Raw genomic sequence first — 16438 nt, forward strand, 5'->3', positions numbered from 1 at the left:
TAGAAGGAAACAGGAGGGTTAGTCCAATGAGATACGGAATAGCAGTTTTTCCATCAAAAAAAGTACAGGATGTGGCGAATTCATACCGCAAGCGGTACGATCCCCATTATGCATTGATTCCCCCACACATCACGATGAAAGAAGCATTTGAAGCAGAAGAAGAAGAAATTGAGAATAAAATCATCCCTGAATTGAGTGAAATTGCTAAAAACACGCAGCCTTTTTCGTACGGCGTTTATAAGGTGAGCTCTTTCTCCCCCGTCACAAATACGATTTATTTGAAAATCGAACCGTCTGATGAAATTTTCGAATTGAACGACAAGCTGCATGCAGGAGAACTTCCAGAGGAAAAAGATTACGCTTTTGTCCCACATATTACAATTGCCCAAAAACTTTCCGATGAAGAGTTCTCTGATGTATATGGCAGCCTGCGTATGCTGAAGTTCGACTTGAATGATAAAGTCGATCGCTTCCAGCTGCTTTATCAGCTCGAAAATGGGGCATGGAGTGTGTATGAAACGTTCCGCCTCGGCAAAGGGTGATTTTACGTGGACATCATAAAGGTTAAGAATAAACAGCAAAGAGACGACGCATTTTATGTTAGACGCGTCGTCTTTGTAGATGAACAACAGGTTCCCTTGGAAATAGAAATCGACGAATTTGATGATACCGCTATCCATTTTGTTGGATATGAGAAAAATCAGCCGGTCGCCGCTGCCCGATTACGCTTTGTTCAAGGATTTGGAAAACTTGAGCGAATCTGCGTCACCAAGGAACACCGGGGCCGCTCATTCGGCAGACAGATCATCGAGTCGATGGAAGAAGTCATCCGTGATTATGCATTTGATAAAGCCAAGCTGAATGCGCAGACCCATGCAGAGGCATTCTATGAATCGCTCGGATATGTGACCATTTCAGAACCATTCATGGATGCCGGTATCCCGCACGTCACGATGGTAAAAAAATTATAAATCATTTTCAAAGAAACTCCGGGCACCCGGAGTTTTTTGTTTATCCTAAGATCCTTTTGTCTAAAATGAAGCGTATAGGCTACAGATAAGGGTCGTGAAACACTATGGAGTACTTACAAATCACTTTAGAAACATTGTTTGGTTTTGCTGCACTATTTGTTATGACAAAAGTGCTCGGAAAAACACAAATCACTCAAATTACCGCCTTCGACTTCATCTCTGCTCTTGTCCTCGGCGAGCTCGTCGGTAATGCTTTATATGATAAAGAAGTCGGAATCCTTGATGTCGGTTTCGCCATTTTGTTATGGACTATCCTTATCTTCACAACAGAAGTAATTACCCAAAAGTTTAAAGGGACACGTAAGATATTGGAAGGAAGTCCTTCACTCGTCATATATAAAGGGAAGATCGATCGTGGTCAACTTAAGAAAAATAAGTTGGATCTTAATCAACTCCAGCATTTGTTACGCTCCAAGGATGTGTTTTCTATCCAGGAAGTTCAATACGCTGTTCTTGAGACAGACGGGACAATCTCTGTCCTTAAGTCCTCCCAGTATCAAAATGTCACACGTAACGACATGAATTTAGCCCCTCAACCTGTTCCTCTTCCTCGTACCATCATCAGTGATGGAGAGGTCATCTGGGACAATCTCAAAGAAGCAGGTTTTGATGAGAAGTGGCTGAATGACCAACTGAGAGCACAAAGCTATAACGATCCTGCTGAAGTCATGTACGCCGAACACAAAGAAGGCGAACCGGACTTATTCGTCATTGGTCTGTAATATAAAAACTCCACGTATTATTCATGATGCGGTCCTCCACGAGGCCCGCTTTTTTTAATCCGATTAAGTAAGCGGTGACCGCTGTTCTGAATAGTAGCCATTGGGATAAACCCTGAGCTTCAACATGATAGTGCTCACACATAGCCCTAACGATCTCCTCATGCGCAGCTGGACCTTCTTCAGCCAGGTATTGGTGCAACCAGGCGGACAGCTGCTCATGGTAATCCATGTTGTTTTGGATTGTCGTGGTGGGAGAAGCCTCAAACCTACCATGCCCGGGAAGCGCCCCCCTGCATGGAATTTGAGAAAGGCGGTCCAAACTGTCCAACGCCAAACTGACATCTGTCATAAAAGGAATCTTATGTTTTTTCAGTGTCTCTACACTAAAATAACTGTCAGCCGCAAAGAGAATGCCATTAACTTTCAAAGCTAACTGATGATAACTATGACCAGGAAGATGGTAAGCTTCCGCCCTTAACGAACCAAACCCTATCTCCCCTTCATCTACGACCTCATCCACCCTTACAGATGGCCCTTCTAAAAATTTGTTATGTAACTCTGGCAACGGATCATTTCCTCCGAATAAATAAAGGGGTTCCATAGCTGGATTTCTTAAAATAGCTTCTTCAAACACAGGAGCGACGGTATAAACTTCGTAGTTTTCCTGAACATACCTTGCCCCTCCATAATGATCCGCATGGGCATGGGTAATAAAAAGGTGCGTCAAGGGAAGCTCTCTTTTCTCGAGTTCCTTGAGCACCTTTTTCACGGATGAAGCATCGATTCCTGCATCGATGAGTACCCCATTCATCCCTTGATGTACGTATCCAATATTGACCGTACTGTGATAGTAGTAACAACATTCATCCACTTGTTGAAAAGACATATCCACGACTCCTTTAGCTTTTTCATACAGTTTCGCTAAAGTACTGCCCTTTTCCTGTCATATGGGAAAGAATCTTCTCTGTACCGCTTTTCTTAATAGATGAGTGGGCGATGTTCACAGCATGGGTATTCCTCGTTGTATGGATGGATTTCCTACGCTGGTTTTCTACACGACCTTGCTCACGGGGTTGATTGTGCTTCATATTACTGTCCAACGTGGCTTTAAAAATCTTTTCAAGGACAAAAGGTGAACGTTCACGCTGGGTCGTTCTGGTTTGATAATCCTGATACTGATAATGATTTACAGGCAGAATATATCCCATATCGACGCCTCCTTTGCTTATCCATACCCTTATTTCCTACTCAAAGAAACGTTCCATCTTCCCCATCTGTTTGGTTAAGAACTTTTCCATATCCGTCATTCGCTTGGAGAAACGACGATCCCATGCCTGAAAGTCTTTTTCCCACTCATTGAATTTCTTTTCAGGCTGTTTAATGATTCCATTCATTTTCGACGTTTCTACATCCATTTCCTTTAATACTTCAAATAATGTTTTTTCCTTTTTATCTGTCATTGTCGATCAACCCATGTATAGATGATGGATTGTAGTCCTGCAAGAGCTAGCAACAGCACCAACCACTCCCCATACGGAACTATTATATAGAAGAAAAGCATGATCAAAGCCGACCATACCCCGACACACCACTGGCAACTCAATCCTTCTCCGATAAAACCCTTCGGCTCCACCCACTCTTCTTCAACACCATGCTCATTTTTGATAACTTTTACTTCAATAAAAGGACGCCTGATCCATTCCATAATGGAATCCCTGACGATCAGACGCGTGAAACGAAAAGTAGCAAGGGCCAGCAATATGATTTCCATGTAAGTAAACATTCTTCTACCTCTCTCCCATGAAGAAAAAGCCACTACGTTTCTTGTAGTGGCTCACTCTTTATTTTCTTAAAACCAGCGAAATCCCCCACGTCGATCGGAAGATTCATCATGATGACGGCGACTGGAGCTGCTTTCTTCTCTTGACTCTTCTTCTCTACGGCGTCTCGGTCCACCGAAAAATGGATCGACACGGTCGTCGCGATCATGACGATCACGACGCTGGGGTTCGATGACGACGTTATCCGCTTTAATGACAAGGTCTTTCACATGGATGACCTTCTTTTTATCAGACATTCCATTCACTCCTTAATCGAATTCACTTCTAATCTATGGCGTTTGCCCCAGTTGGGTATAGTCTCTTGCCCATTAAGGACAAAAAAACTCCGGATTAACAGAAAAGAGACAAATGCCCACACCGACCCAGACACATTTCATATTCTAGTAAAGACAATACGTCAATGCGTATGGAAAGGGGAAATTAGAAAATGAGCTGTGGAAAAAGATTCGATTCAGGTTCATGTGTGATTGATATTCTTAAAGATATCGTCGATGCTCAGAATGATGTCATGCACGATTGCACGACAAGCTGTGAGCGTTCAATCGCAGACCTTTTAGGTGACACTGGTGGAGGGTCCGGTTTTGACACGGTTCCTGTCATCCTTTACTGCAAAGATGGATGCACACCTTTCAAAGGCTACGGTTCCAAACGAAGCGGCGATGATTGCAAAGTGAAAGGAAGCTTCTTCTTCAGAGTTAAATCTGTAGACGACGATGGTTGCGCCATCCTTGAACTTCTTTTTGCTGAACGCCGCCATGATGACGACGACGAAGATGAGGTTGAAGGATCACACCGCCGTAAAGGTTTCGATCCAAAATCACCAGCAGATCAAAGCTGTAAAAACCTTCGTGCTTCTGGAATCTGCATCACTGTAGATTTGAACTGCTTCTGCCACGTAACATGTCTTCCGGCAGCAGCAACACTTTAAGATTCATAAAAAACCGCGCACAGATGCGCGGTTTTTCCTCATTTACTAAAACCCCAAGAGTCTAATATCTTTAATGTCTTCAAATGCTATCTCCCGCTGAAACGGACGCTGAAAAACTTTCATGTGCACGACACCATCTACATAATCCGTAATATACCCCCTGTAATTGTCTTCCTCAGTCGTTACCTCACATTTCATTTTCGGCACGTGTGGGGATAGATTGAAGAAATATAAAACTTTTTCCTCAAGTGTCATGTCATGAAATCGTTGTCTTCGATCTCGTGGAGCATCCTTTTCCGCCTTCTCTTCCGCATTTACAGCTGAAGAAGCTTCCTTTCTTTCATCTCCACTCGCCTCGATCTCTTCAGATTTGTTTAATTTAGCCAACTCTTGACGGTGAGGGGAATTCTGTCTGCGCATCCGTATTTCACGCTCATTCGATGGAGCTTCTGTCTGCGGCTGTTCTGTCTTCTCTTCTGACTTAGAAGAACGCTGACTTCGAAAGCTAGTTTGCATGGGTACTTCTGCCGGTTTCAAGCCCTTAGGCTGGACAATATAAAGCATCGGCTGCTTAGCAAGTCGCTTTTCATCTGCCATCAAGATCTCTCCTTTTCCATTCGTTCATCATTTCATGTATATGCCCAAATGGCAGACCATGTTCACTTTTGTCCTCTTTTGACAAAATCTCTTATGATTTTACATAGATTTAACACAACCAGGTGATTCGCTTATCTTACGATTGTTATGGTAAATGTAGACCATCAATGAGGAGTGTTTCCATGAGCCTTGCACAACAACGAGAATGCAAGTCATCAGAAGATGTACTCGCTTCATACATGAATGAGGACAAGCTTTTCATCCAATATCACCCCATCGTCGATCTACATAAAGATAATGTCATCGGTTTTGAAGCACTGACAAGATTTCCTCCAAGCGCTTCATTCAAAAGTCCCGTCGAACTGTTTCAGCTTGCTGCTCAGACCAATCGGTTGTTTCAACTTGAAAAACATACACGGAAGCTTGCCATCGACTCCATCACCCCTTATTTACAAAAGGATCAGCAATTGTGGGTGAATTTAACACCGAATGTCGTTCACGATGATTCGTTCACTCCCGGATTCACCCATACTGTTTTACAAAATACAGAGGTGAATCCGGACCAGATTGTCTTTGAAATTACAGAGCACTCCGCCATTTCTGATTTCCAAAGTTTTCGGAAGCTATTGGAACATTATAGAGAACAAGGGTTTAAAGTAGCGATCGATGACGTCGGTGCCGGGTATTCTTCCATGCAAATGATTTCTGAATTAAAACCAGACTACTTGAAAATCGATCGATCCCTGATCACTCATATCGATCAATTACGCGAAAAACAATACATGGTGGAGGCCTTACAACATATCGGAAAGAAGTTAGGAGCAGGGATTATTGCTGAAGGAGTGGAAACCGAAGGAGAGTGTCATCATTTGATTCAAATGGGAGTCTCCCTTATGCAAGGGTATTACTTTGGAAAGCCTGACTTCCCTCCTCCCCCACTGCCTCGGTTCATTTCTAAACAAGTAGAGCAGCAAAGAAACAATCATTGGTTTCCTTTGAAAATTGATGAGCATACCACATTTTCTGAGCTGTTGAGATGGACCGCTACATATGAAGGGAGCTATGATCACCGTTTCGCTATGAACGATACTCCTTCTGGAAAAGAAGTGCTTGCATTAACGGAGGTGGTTCGTTTTGCTGCATCCCATAGTGAAAAAAGAGAAGAACCCATATGGCCCCATCTTCAATCCTGGTTCACATGAGAAAACCCCGTTTCCACTTTATGTGGAAACGGGGTTTTGAGGTTGGGTTAATAAGCGACAATGCTAAATCCGGAATCCACGTGAATCACTTCTCCGGTCACGCCGCGGGATAGATCACTCATTAGGTAATACCCGGTGTCGCCGACCTCTTCTTGAGTGACGGGACGCCCAAGAGGTGCACGTTCCTCAATCACTTTAAGAATCTGATTAAAGTCGCCTACACCTTTAGCGGAAAGTGTACGGATCGGTCCAGCGGAAATAGCATTCACCCGGATGTTATGTTTACCAAGATCGTTCGCTAAGTATTTAACGCTTGCATCAAGGCTCGCTTTCGCTACACCCATAACGTTATAATTCTTCACCACTTGTTCGCCTCCAAGATACGTGAGGGTTACGATACTTCCTCCATCCGTCATCAACGGTTGAGCTGCACGAGCGACCGCTGTTAGAGAATAAGAGCTGATATTGTGAGCAGTCAGGAAGCCATCGCGGCTTGTGTTTAAGAACTCATCTTTCAACTCTTCACGATTCGCAAATGCGATACAGTGCGCAAGGCCGTGAATCGTCCCTACATCTTTCCCGATTTGTTCGAATGTCTGAATGATCGCTTCATCGTCCGTGACGTCACATTCATAAACAAGTGACTCCTCCCCACCTTCTAAAGTATCAGCAAGGTCTTGCACCGACTTCTTGAAACGCTCTGAGGCCACTGTAAAAATTAAACGCGCTCCAGCAGAGTGAAGCGAGCGGGCAATCCCCCAGGCAATGCTTCGTTTATTCGCCACTCCCATGACGACATAGGTGCGTCCTTCTAGTGAAAAATTCATAATGAACACCCTCCTTGAGGTAGTAGGATTTGAATTAGTATTTGTTATTAGTACCTGCTCCTATTTTAAACCATAAACTTTTGAAAAACAAATCTCCCTTTATCCATTCCCTATTTCCACTCACATAAGCCCAGTCTCTATCCAAAAATAGGATAATTGGTGTTATACAATCTAATGGCAGGACTGTTGAAGACTTGATTTGGAGATTAGGGTCACACAAAAATCTCGAAACTGAGTCTTCCACTATAGGGAGATATAGTGGATAGATAATGAAAAAAACCGCTCCTTCTCGTGACGAGAAGGAGCGGTTGAGGGTTAACACCATTCACAGTATTCCAGTTCTAATTTCAGTTCTTCCACATACTCGTGGGAGCCTGTAACAATCAGGCGGTCACCCATCTTCAATTCTGTATCCCCGTGAGGCACGATGGAATCTTTGCCGCGGAAGATTCTGACCATAATGACATCTCCGGTAAATGGAAATTCACGAAGGTGGATGCCATTATAGACCGAATTGTTCATGTTGATTTGATAAAGCGCACTATCTTGTTTTGTTAAGATATCTACAACATTCGGTGCTTCAATCATCGCTTTCAGGAGCGCTTTAGACGACAAGAACACCGAGAATACATTGATATTAAGATCTTTCATTTCCTGAGATAGGTCTGGGGACTCTACTCGGACGATGATCCGTTCTACTCCTTGCTCTTTTGCATAGCGGGCAATCTCAGCATTTCGTTCTTCATCCCCCGTAGAAGCAACAATCAAGTCTACTTCGAAGACTCCGAGTTCCTTCATCTTTTCAACATCATAGCCATCTAACTCTTTGATGTCGAAACAATTACGACTGATCCGTTCATCAATTTTGTCCATTTTTGTATGGTACAGATGAGTTTCGTAGGTATGAATGTCCAGTTCTCTTACAACCGGTAAGGTCATGCGGTTAGAACCGATAAAGGATACGACCGTCTTATGGTCTTCATCTTCAAATCGTCCATAAATCTTTTTGAAGACGATCGGCGCCACTAGACATGTCAGGACAGCCACAAGAATCAGAGCGCCTTCCATTTGGTCATCGATCATTCCTTCCCGCTTCCCGATGGCAGCAGCTGCAATTACAAGGGAGAGTGTGGAAGTCAGGATAAAACCTGAGCCAAAAACGGTTTTCTTATCATACCACTTACTCAAAATTAAAGCAGGAACAATCTTCGAGACGAGTAAGGCGATAAATAACAATGGAATCAATATGAGCACACGGGAATCGGTAAATAGACTCCAAATATCAATTTCCACACCAACCATCACGAAGAAGATTGGAATTAAGAAGCCATACCCGAAACTGTCTAAACGCTTCACCATCTCAGGGTTAGGAGACAGCAAGGAAACGAGAGTACCTGCTAAGAAAGCACCAAGAATGTTTTCTGCTCCTACCGTTTCAGATAAAGCGACTAGAAGAAGGATGAGCGTGAACACAGCACGCGTATCGATCTGGATAGTCCCTTTGGCCATCGTTTCTACGAACGACTGATGACGGAACTTTTTGCCGATGTAATAGAAAAGAACACCTGCTACAAAAAGTAGCAGCAGTAACCATGTGTTTCCACCACTCTCTCCGTAAATGGATACGAATACAGCCAGCAGAATCATGGTTACGAGATCGGCGATGACCGCAATAAGGAGAATGGTCTGACCAATCGTTGTCTTCATCATCTGTGCATCCTTCAATGTCGGCACGACCACACCTAGTGATATTGTGGAAATAATCAGCGTCATCAAGAATGCATTATCAATGAAACCTGCCCAAACAAACATGTAAGAAAGGGCTAAGGAGATGACGAAGATCCCTATGAAGACGAGGGTCGCGACCCATACCGGGTTCGGAGCACCTGTCCCTTGGTTTTCGGGCTTCGCTTTCTTTTTTCTACTTGCGAAAATAGAAAAATCAATTTCCAATCCACTGAGGAACATCAAGAAAATGAATCCTAATGTAGACAGGATTTCTAACCAGCTGCCTTGTTCTACAATATCAAAGCCACTTTGACCAATGATTAATCCTACAATAATTTCTGCAACTACAACCGGGATGAAATTCAATTTAAAGCGGTGTAGTAAGATGGGAGTTATGAATGCTGCGATAATTACAATAACTAATGAAGTTACTGAAGCGCCATGTTCCATACTCGCCCTCCTTCCTTAAATCAATAAATTCATGAAAGCTGTCGCAAGTCCAAAATAAATCAGAATGGAAATCAGGTCATTCACCGTTGTAATGAATGGTCCTGAAGCAACAGCAGGGTCGATCTTTAAACGATGCATAAGAAGGGGAACGAGAGAACCAGCCAATGTTGCTACAACCAAGGTCATAAAGATGGACAATCCGACTAATACGCCTAAAAAGAAGTTTTCATGCCATATATATACAATGAGTGTGATTAGTACACCACAGGAAAGCCCAGTAATAATACCAGTGCCCGCTTCTCTCATCATCATTTTCCATTTCCCTTGCTTTTCAATTTCCCCGGTCGCGATACCGCGGACAGCAACGGCTAGTGCCTGCGTTCCTGTATTTCCCGCCATTCCGGCAATCAGCGGAATAAAAATAGCGAGGATTGCTACTTGATCCAAGGTGTCCTCAAAACGCCCAATAAGACTTGCTGTCAGACTGCCCAAAAAGAGGAGAATGACAAGCCAGGGCAAACGCTTTTTGGCTGATGCAAAAGCATTTTCATCAGGACTGTCGACGTCAGAAACGGCTGCAAGTTTAGAATAATCATCACTAGCTTCTTCTTCCATGACGTCCATAATATCATCGACGGTGATGATTCCAAGGAGATGGTCCTGGAAATCAACGACCGGTAAGGCAAGAAAATCGTAGTCGCGCACCATGCGTGCCACTTCTTCCTGGTCTTCACCGACTGAGACCGATACCACTCGTTCATTCATAACGTCGGATATCAGCCATTCTTCTTCAGATATAATCAAATCCCTCAACGAAATAACACCGACGAGCCGTTTATCTTCATTAATGACATAGGTGTAATAAATCGTCTCGGCGTCAGGGGCTTCTGTTCTCAGATGAACCATTGCTTCCTTGATCGTCATACCAGCCTTAACGACAACGAATTCTGTTGTCATTATGGAACCAGCGGTTTTCTCTTCATAATGAAGCAGGTCTTTGATTTCGTCAGCTGCATCATCATCCATGATCGTCAAGAAACTCGCCACTTTATCTTTATCTAATTCGTTTAAAATATCAACGGCATCATCCGTGGACATTTCAGCGAAGACTTGCGCAGCAAAAGCCGGAGTCATTTCAGTAAAGAAAGGTTCAATTTCATCATAATCGATGTGTTCCATAACGTCAGCGACCTCTTCTGGAGAGAGGTAGGTGTAAATCTGCATCCGTATCTCTTCATCTAAATCCTCAAAGATCCGGGCCTGGTCATATGGATGCAATTCAAGGAATTCTGCACGGAACTGGTCAATATGATCATTGAACAAGGCATCTTTAATATTCGTCCAAACTTCTTGGCGCTCCTGGTCATCTAAGTGTTCCATAAGCAACCCTCCCCAGTGTCTATTTCGTTTTTGACCGTTTAATCTTAATGGCGATACACGTGTTTGTCAACGAATGTCACTCAATTTTCAACAGCCAAATTCATCACATAAATGTAGTTTAACAGAAGAAATCGATGTTAGGGAATAAACTCCCCGTATGTTTAGTATTTCGAAGGGTTGGGAAAAATATCTTCCATATATAGGACAGCGCCAAATCCCTTAAAGATCACGACAATACTTGAATGGAAAAAAGGAGAATGACCATGAACTACGACATCATTGGGGACGTTCACGGCTGCTTTGACGAGTTGAAGCAATTATTCGAAGAAATGGGCTATAAATGGAGCGACGGCCTACCGCAACACCCAGACGGAAGAACTCCCGTTTTTGTAGGGGATATTACGGACCGTGGACCGTCATCCATTGAATGCATAACCTTCGTATATCGTTTAGTGACAGAGAAGGGAGCTCATTATGTCCCGGGAAATCATTGCAACAAATTGTATCGCTTTTTTCTAGGAAACCCCGTCCAAGAAAAGCATGGATTGGAAACGACCGCTGCGGAATACCGTTCCCTGTCTAAAGAAGAACAGAAGGACGTAAAACAACAATTCAAACATTTGTATGAGCAATCCCCTCTGCACTTGATTTTGAAAGATGTAGATGCGGTTGTTGCTCATGCAGGCATCCGTGAAGAAGATATTGGTCATAAAAGTAAAAGTATTGAAACGTTCGTTCTCTACGGTGACATTACTGGTGAAAAGCTTCCGGATGGTCGTCCTGTCAGACGAGACTGGGCCCAGCATTACACAGGGAATCGATGGATCGTTTATGGACATACCCCAGTGCAGGAACCGCGTTTTGTTAACAAAACCGTCAACATTGATACAGGGTGTGTGTTCGGAGGCAGGCTGACCGCTTTCCGTCTGCCTGAAGAAGAAATCGTCAGTGTACCATCAAGTATGGCTTTTGTAGAAGAAAAGTTTAGATATTAAAAAGCAGGAGCACTCGAGTGCTCCTGCTTTTTTGTAGACCTTTCAATCGAACACATCCTGCTTAAAGAATATCTTCCCAAAGTTTTGGTGGTTCTGATGTAAAGGTCATTTTTTTCTTCGTCCAAGGATGGATGAAATGAAGCTGTTCACAATGCAAGGCTTGACCATCCATCCCTGCCACTATGTTTCCTCCATATAACTTGTCTCCAGCTAATGGATACCCTCTATGTGCCATATGGACACGAATTTGGTGCGTCCGACCGGTAAGAAGTTTAAACCGAACCCGGGAGTAATCTTCCCCCTGTTTAATCAGATAGAACTGAGTCTGTGAAGGCTTCCCTTCTGGTGATACCATTCTTTGAATGATGGAGTCTTCTGCACGGCCAATTGGCTCATCAATGAGACCTTCTTTTTCTTGAAATTCCCCTTCAACAATCGCAATGTATTGTCGTGAAATCAAGTCCAACCTCTTAGTAAGAAGGCTGTGGCTGTACGCGTGTTTAGCAATTAACATCAATCCAGACGTATCTCTGTCAAGTCTCGTGACAATATGGGCCGTACAAGGATACCCTCTTTTTTCATATTCAAAAAGCAAGTAACTTGCGATCGAAGGCTCTTTTTGGTCAAAAGGAGGAACTACCGGGATGCCTGACGGCTTGTCGAGGACCATGACGTCATCATCCTCAAACACGACCGGTAAAGCCCCCTGCTGAGGAAAGATCGAACCTTTTTCTTCTTTAGGAAAAACGATGACTACGGCGTCTCCTGTCTCTAGCGGACGCCACATTTCCTCCTGAGACCCATTCACAAATACCGCACCGTCCATACGAACCTTCTTGATCAATTGCCGGGAAAACTCACCCGCTTGTAACAAAAACTCACGAATGGAATAACCGGCGTAAGCCTCTGTTACCTGCCATCTCTTTGTGACATCAGTCTGAGTAGTCATCTGCTACAAAGGAGTCGTGGACACGTTTCCAAAATGGGAATGGACGGAACCGGGCAAATCGTACTTTTTCTTCGGCCACGCGGCATTGAATGGATTTTACATCTTTATACGTCCGAGTGATGTGATCGATGGTAAAAAGAAAACTACGGTCATGCTTTGGTTTGAACATGCACGTATGATGACTAGGTAAAATCAATGGAGACCCAATGGTACGAAACACCCGGTTATTAATCGAAGCCATTTCAGCAATTTGGAAGGCTTCCAGTGAAGGGTGCAAAATGGCTCCACCTAATGCTTTATTATAGGCAGTACTTCCGGAAGGTGTAGATACACAAAGACCATCCCCACGGAACGTCTCAAAGTGATCGCCTTTAATTTCAATGTCCATCACCACCGAGCCTTCTGAAGTCTTAATCGTACACTCATTCAACGCAAGATAGCGGTCTTCTTCTCCACCGCTTTTCGGTCGGATGGTCACTTCAAGGAGCGGGTACTCGACCACCTGGAAAGGAGTCTTCGCAATTTCAATGATCAGTTTTTCTAGTTCTTCCGGCATCCAGTCCGCATAAAAACCGAGGTGACCGGTATGTATCCCTATAAAAGCTGTCTTATCCAAACGATGAACATACGTGTGGAAAGCTTCCAGCAATGTACCATCTCCACCGACAGAAATAGCAAGGTCGGGTTCATCTTCATCGTACTCCAACTTAAACTCCGTCAAGTAGTTCTTTATTTTAGAACGGATTTCGTTCGATTTTTGATCACCTTTAGAAAGGATCGAGAACTTCATCGGTCCACCCACTCCTTTAAGTTTTTCTAGGGTTCTTTTTTTGTTCTTCTTTTCTTAAGAATGCGCGTTGAGCTTCTTGTATCTCACTTTTAATTTTAGACATCTCTTCGTCGAGCTGAAAGGCAGCCTCACCTGCACGTTTTAGCCGTGATTTGATTTCTGATGGTATTTTCCCCGAATATTTATAATTTAATGAGTGTTCATTGGTTGCCCAAAAGTTCATCGCAAGGGTACGGATCTGGATTTCTGCCAATACTTTTTTCTCTCCGTGAATGGTTTCCACTGGATAACGAATAATGACATGGAAAGATCTATACCCACTATCCTTTTTCCTTGAAACGTAATCTTTCTCTTCTACGATTTCAAAATCATGGCGGTTCCTAAGCATCGTGACCACCGCATAGATATCATCAACGAATTGGCAGACCACTCTCACTCCAGCTATATCCTGCAGTTCTTCTTCGATGTTTTCAGGATTAATGGCTTTTCGTCTCGCCTTTTCAATAATGCTTGATTTCGGCTTGACGCGTCCGGTTACAAATTCAATAGGGGATTGTTCTTCCTCATATTCAAACTGCCGGCGCATGCCCTTTAATTTAATTTTTAACTCTTCCACCACTTGAGCATAAGGTGCTATAAATATATCCCAATTCATCAAGCAACCACCTTTATGTATCCAATCTTCATAGTAAATATGTGCGTTTTGTTCACCATTCATTGTATCATAAAGTTAGCCTGCAGAATAAGCAGAGCGCCTGACATTATACTACGATCAGGAGGTCTTAACCATGGCACAGGAAATTGAAATCGAGTTTAAAAACTTATTAACAGAAGATGAGTATGAAAAGGTTTATCATTTTTTACCATTCAAATCAGTTGAACTCATGGAACAAACCAATTATTATTTTGAAACAGAAGATCTTAATCTAAAGCAGCAAGGAGCTGCTTTGAGGATTCGCCAAAAAAATGGTCAATGGACATTGACTTTAAAACAGCCACATGCGGAAGGTCTGCTTGAAACTCATGATTCACTGACAGAAGAAGAAGCCAATCTATGGATTCAAGACAAAATGACAGAAAAGCCCCATGTATCCAAACAACTGGATGGTCTAGGGATTTCTTTAGAGGATCTTCACTACCTTGGTTCGCTAACGACGAGAAGAAAAGAACTCGAGTACAAAGGAGCGATCGTCGTTCTTGATCACAGCCTTTACTATGACAAAGAAGACTATGAGCTGGAAGTAGAAGCCAGCTCAAAAGAAACTGGAAAGAATGTGATCGACGAAATTCTGCATTCATGCAATATTCCGGCCCGTGAAACAGATAATAAAATTAAACGTTTCTACGACAGAAAGCAACTGCAATCAGAATAGTTGCCGTTCTCCAGCCCTCATTGCTAAAATGATGAACAGACAGGAAGGGATGCTATGCAACAACGAGAAACGTTTTTTGAGGAAATTGGAAAAGAAAAAATCGACGAACTTGTAGAAGCTTTTTATAAACGTGTAAGTAATCACCCGGATTTAATTCCCATTTTCCCGGACGACCTTACAGAAACCATACGAAAACAAAAGCAATTTTTAACCCAGTTCTTCGGCGGCCCTCCCCTCTATGTTGAGGAACACGGCCATCCCATGTTACGGGCACGACACCTGCCTTTTAAAATAACGCCTACAAGGAGAGACGCATGGTTATCCTGCATGTCCGGAGCCATGAATGAGGTGGATATTCAAGAACCTCATCGTTCTTTTATGTTTGAGAGGCTTACGATGACTGCAAACCATATGATGAATTCACCAGAAGATGAGAAAGGAGAATCGATGTGAGTTGGAAAAGTTTAAACAGTGACCGTGATACAGCAGGTACAGCAAGCGGTTTTTTCGATTTACTGAAACGACCGATTGAGATCTATGTATTCATTGATCCCCTATGCCCTGAATGCTGGTCACTGGAACCCTTCCTCAAAAAGCTCACGATCGAATACGGACGCTTCTTTACTCTCCGGCCGATCATCAGCGGGAAGCTATCTTCTTTACACCAGAATAAAATGAAAAAGCCTGAAAACTTAAAAGAGGCGTGGGACAAGACCGGTTCTCGGACAGGGATGTGCTGTGATGGGGATGTATGGCTTGAAAATCCTGTATCCTCCCCGTTTGCCACGGCTCTTGCTGTAAAAGCGGCTGAATTACAAGGAAAAAAAGCTGGAATGCGCTTCTTACGAAAAGTACAGGAATATGTTTTCTTGGAAAAACAAAACATTTCAGACGAATCCGTGTTAATCGAATGTGCTGAAAAGTCCCGCCTTGATGTAACTGAATTCAAAAAAGACCTTCACGGGGACGCTGCAAGAAGAGCTTTGCAGTGTGACTTGAAGTTAGCTCATGAGATGGATGTGGATTCCACTCCTACCATTGTCGTGTTTAACGAATCAGAAGAAGATGCCGGGTTAAAAATTACAGGATTATACACGTACGACGTTTATGTGAAAGTGTTGAAAGAAATGCTGCAAAAAGATCCAAAGCCAGGAATAAAACCAGCTTTGGAGGATTTCTTGCAACACTATCGCTTCGTTGCCAACAAAGAGATTGCCGTCGTATATGACTGGACAGAACAAGAAGCCAAACGGGAAATGAAGAAGCTTGTACTCAAGCAAAAAGTGCGTGAAATTCCCGTTAAGCATGGAGCTTTTTGGCAATATATTGAAAGTTAAAACTCCCTGAAACGGGAGTTTTTCTATTACAAGGAGTCATGGCCATCCAATCCTCTCCATAAAATAAACCATGGAGGTGGGGGTAAGATGAAAATTTGGGTAGTCCTTCTCTTTATCATCAGCACTTTATTTCTTGCTGCTTTCCATTTGTTCGCACTCATGAATTTATATCCGATTTACATTAGTTCCCCTTTATTGTTCCTTGCTATTTACCTCATTGTATCCATACCAAGCCACAAGAAAACTTTTCGGGGCTTTAAATAAATAAACCCACAGAACCAAATGGTT

22 protein-coding genes are annotated in these 16438 nt (G+C 43.1%); 10 read left to right on the forward strand and 12 right to left on the reverse strand.

The annotated features are described in order from the left end of the window. Window positions 1-26 precede the first annotated feature (26 nt). The 3 genes from HFA01_RS05505 (at window position 27) to HFA01_RS05515 (ending at window position 1753) form a co-directional block, all read left to right on the forward strand. On the forward strand, window positions 27-542 hold the full coding sequence (locus HFA01_RS05505; protein WP_146814055.1) for a 2'-5' RNA ligase family protein: 516 nt from the start codon (window positions 27-29) through the stop codon (window positions 540-542). A 6-nt stretch (window positions 543-548) separates the two neighbouring features. Beyond that, window positions 549-971, forward strand: a complete 423-nt coding sequence (locus HFA01_RS05510; protein ID WP_146814057.1) for a GNAT family N-acetyltransferase — start codon at window positions 549-551, stop codon at window positions 969-971. Between the two features lie 104 nt (window positions 972-1075). Further along, on the forward strand, window positions 1076-1753 hold the full coding sequence (locus tag HFA01_RS05515) for a DUF421 domain-containing protein (protein ID WP_146814060.1): 678 nt from the start codon (window positions 1076-1078) through the stop codon (window positions 1751-1753). Here HFA01_RS05515 and HFA01_RS05520 read toward each other — a convergent pair. From HFA01_RS05520 to HFA01_RS05540, 5 genes are all read right to left on the reverse strand, one after another. After that, entirely contained in the window at window positions 1740-2639 is a 900-nt protein-coding gene (locus tag HFA01_RS05520; protein WP_146814062.1) for an MBL fold metallo-hydrolase, read from the reverse strand. The genes HFA01_RS05515 and HFA01_RS05520 overlap by 14 nt on opposite strands. Window positions 2640-2661: 22 nt before the next feature. Continuing rightward, window positions 2662-2961 (reverse strand): hypothetical protein, encoded by a 300-nt coding sequence (locus HFA01_RS05525; RefSeq protein WP_146814064.1) that lies wholly within the window; start codon window positions 2959-2961, stop codon window positions 2662-2664. A gap of 36 nt (window positions 2962-2997) precedes the next feature. Further along, the gene (locus HFA01_RS05530; protein WP_146814066.1) at window positions 2998-3213 is read right to left on the reverse strand and encodes a hypothetical protein; all 216 of its coding nucleotides are present in this window, start codon (window positions 3211-3213) and stop codon (window positions 2998-3000) included. After that, on the reverse strand, window positions 3210-3536 hold the full coding sequence (locus HFA01_RS05535; protein WP_146814068.1) for a DUF1360 domain-containing protein: 327 nt from the start codon (window positions 3534-3536) through the stop codon (window positions 3210-3212). The genes HFA01_RS05530 and HFA01_RS05535 overlap by 4 nt, the downstream gene beginning before the upstream one ends. Window positions 3537-3602: 66 nt before the next feature. After that, window positions 3603-3830: a hypothetical protein gene (locus HFA01_RS05540; RefSeq protein WP_146814070.1), complete on the reverse strand. Its 228-nt coding sequence runs from the start codon at window positions 3828-3830 to the stop codon at window positions 3603-3605. A gap of 191 nt (window positions 3831-4021) precedes the next feature. Here HFA01_RS05540 and HFA01_RS05545 point away from each other — a divergent pair, with 191 nt between their 5' ends. Next, the gene (locus HFA01_RS05545; protein WP_146814071.1) at window positions 4022-4522 is read left to right on the forward strand and encodes a CotY/CotZ family spore coat protein; all 501 of its coding nucleotides are present in this window, start codon (window positions 4022-4024) and stop codon (window positions 4520-4522) included. A gap of 45 nt (window positions 4523-4567) precedes the next feature. On the opposite strand, the gene HFA01_RS05550 is transcribed toward HFA01_RS05545, so the two are convergent. Then, window positions 4568-5119: a CotO family spore coat protein gene (locus HFA01_RS05550; RefSeq protein ID WP_146814073.1), complete on the reverse strand. Its 552-nt coding sequence runs from the start codon at window positions 5117-5119 to the stop codon at window positions 4568-4570. A gap of 182 nt (window positions 5120-5301) precedes the next feature. On the opposite strand from HFA01_RS05550, the gene HFA01_RS05555 reads away from it, so the two are divergent. Continuing rightward, a complete protein-coding gene (locus HFA01_RS05555; RefSeq protein WP_167506172.1) occupies window positions 5302-6321 on the forward strand; it encodes an EAL domain-containing protein in 1020 nt (339 codons plus the stop codon). 47 nt (window positions 6322-6368) lie between these two features. Here the strand turns inward: HFA01_RS05555 and fabI are convergent, their stop codons facing one another. From fabI to mgtE, 3 genes are all read right to left on the reverse strand, one after another. Continuing rightward, complete coding sequence (fabI, locus tag HFA01_RS05560; RefSeq protein WP_089653955.1) at window positions 6369-7148, reverse strand: enoyl-ACP reductase FabI; 780 nt, start codon at window positions 7146-7148, stop codon at window positions 6369-6371. A 315-nt stretch (window positions 7149-7463) separates the two neighbouring features. Next, window positions 7464-9326, reverse strand: coding sequence for a monovalent cation:proton antiporter family protein (locus HFA01_RS05565; RefSeq protein WP_146814078.1), 1863 nt, complete (start codon window positions 9324-9326; stop codon window positions 7464-7466). Window positions 9327-9341: 15 nt separating this feature from the next. After that, window positions 9342-10706, reverse strand: a complete 1365-nt coding sequence (gene mgtE / locus HFA01_RS05570; protein WP_146814080.1) for a magnesium transporter — start codon at window positions 10704-10706, stop codon at window positions 9342-9344. Window positions 10707-10969: 263 nt separating this feature from the next. On the opposite strand from mgtE, the gene prpE reads away from it, so the two are divergent. Then, a complete protein-coding gene (prpE, locus tag HFA01_RS05575) occupies window positions 10970-11701 on the forward strand; it encodes a bis(5'-nucleosyl)-tetraphosphatase PrpE (protein WP_146814082.1) in 732 nt (243 codons plus the stop codon). 61 nt (window positions 11702-11762) lie between these two features. Here prpE and HFA01_RS05580 read toward each other — a convergent pair whose 3' ends face one another. The 3 genes from HFA01_RS05580 to yjbM are packed head-to-tail and all read right to left on the reverse strand — an operon-like array spanning window position 11763 to window position 14095. Continuing rightward, on the reverse strand, window positions 11763-12650 hold the full coding sequence (locus HFA01_RS05580) for an RluA family pseudouridine synthase (protein WP_146814084.1): 888 nt from the start codon (window positions 12648-12650) through the stop codon (window positions 11763-11765). Next, entirely contained in the window at window positions 12634-13440 is an 807-nt protein-coding gene (locus HFA01_RS05585) for an NAD kinase (RefSeq protein WP_115824145.1), read from the reverse strand. Before HFA01_RS05585 ends, HFA01_RS05580 begins: the two co-directional genes overlap by 17 nt. A 16-nt stretch (window positions 13441-13456) precedes the next feature. Further along, entirely contained in the window at window positions 13457-14095 is a 639-nt protein-coding gene (gene yjbM / locus HFA01_RS05590; RefSeq protein WP_089653949.1) for a GTP diphosphokinase, read from the reverse strand. 133 nt (window positions 14096-14228) lie between these two features. Here yjbM and HFA01_RS05595 point away from each other — a divergent pair, with 133 nt between their 5' ends. The 4 genes from HFA01_RS05595 to HFA01_RS18840 all read left to right on the forward strand — a co-directional run bounded on the left by HFA01_RS05595 (window position 14229) and on the right by HFA01_RS18840 (window position 16414). After that, the gene (locus tag HFA01_RS05595) at window positions 14229-14813 is read left to right on the forward strand and encodes a CYTH domain-containing protein (RefSeq protein WP_146814086.1); all 585 of its coding nucleotides are present in this window, start codon (window positions 14229-14231) and stop codon (window positions 14811-14813) included. A 54-nt stretch (window positions 14814-14867) separates the two neighbouring features. Further along, window positions 14868-15266, forward strand: a complete 399-nt coding sequence (locus HFA01_RS05600; RefSeq protein ID WP_146814088.1) for a globin domain-containing protein — start codon at window positions 14868-14870, stop codon at window positions 15264-15266. Then, a complete protein-coding gene (locus HFA01_RS05605) occupies window positions 15263-16150 on the forward strand; it encodes a ClpXP adapter SpxH family protein (RefSeq protein ID WP_146814090.1) in 888 nt (295 codons plus the stop codon). The genes HFA01_RS05600 and HFA01_RS05605 overlap by 4 nt, the downstream gene beginning before the upstream one ends. Window positions 16151-16237: 87 nt before the next feature. Continuing rightward, the gene (locus HFA01_RS18840; protein WP_167506173.1) at window positions 16238-16414 is read left to right on the forward strand and encodes a hypothetical protein; all 177 of its coding nucleotides are present in this window, start codon (window positions 16238-16240) and stop codon (window positions 16412-16414) included. Window positions 16415-16438: the final 24 nt, after the last annotated feature.

It is taken from the genome of Halobacillus faecis, assembly GCF_007991335.1.
Classification (GTDB): Bacteria; Bacillota; Bacilli; order Bacillales; family Halobacillaceae; genus Halobacillus; species Halobacillus faecis.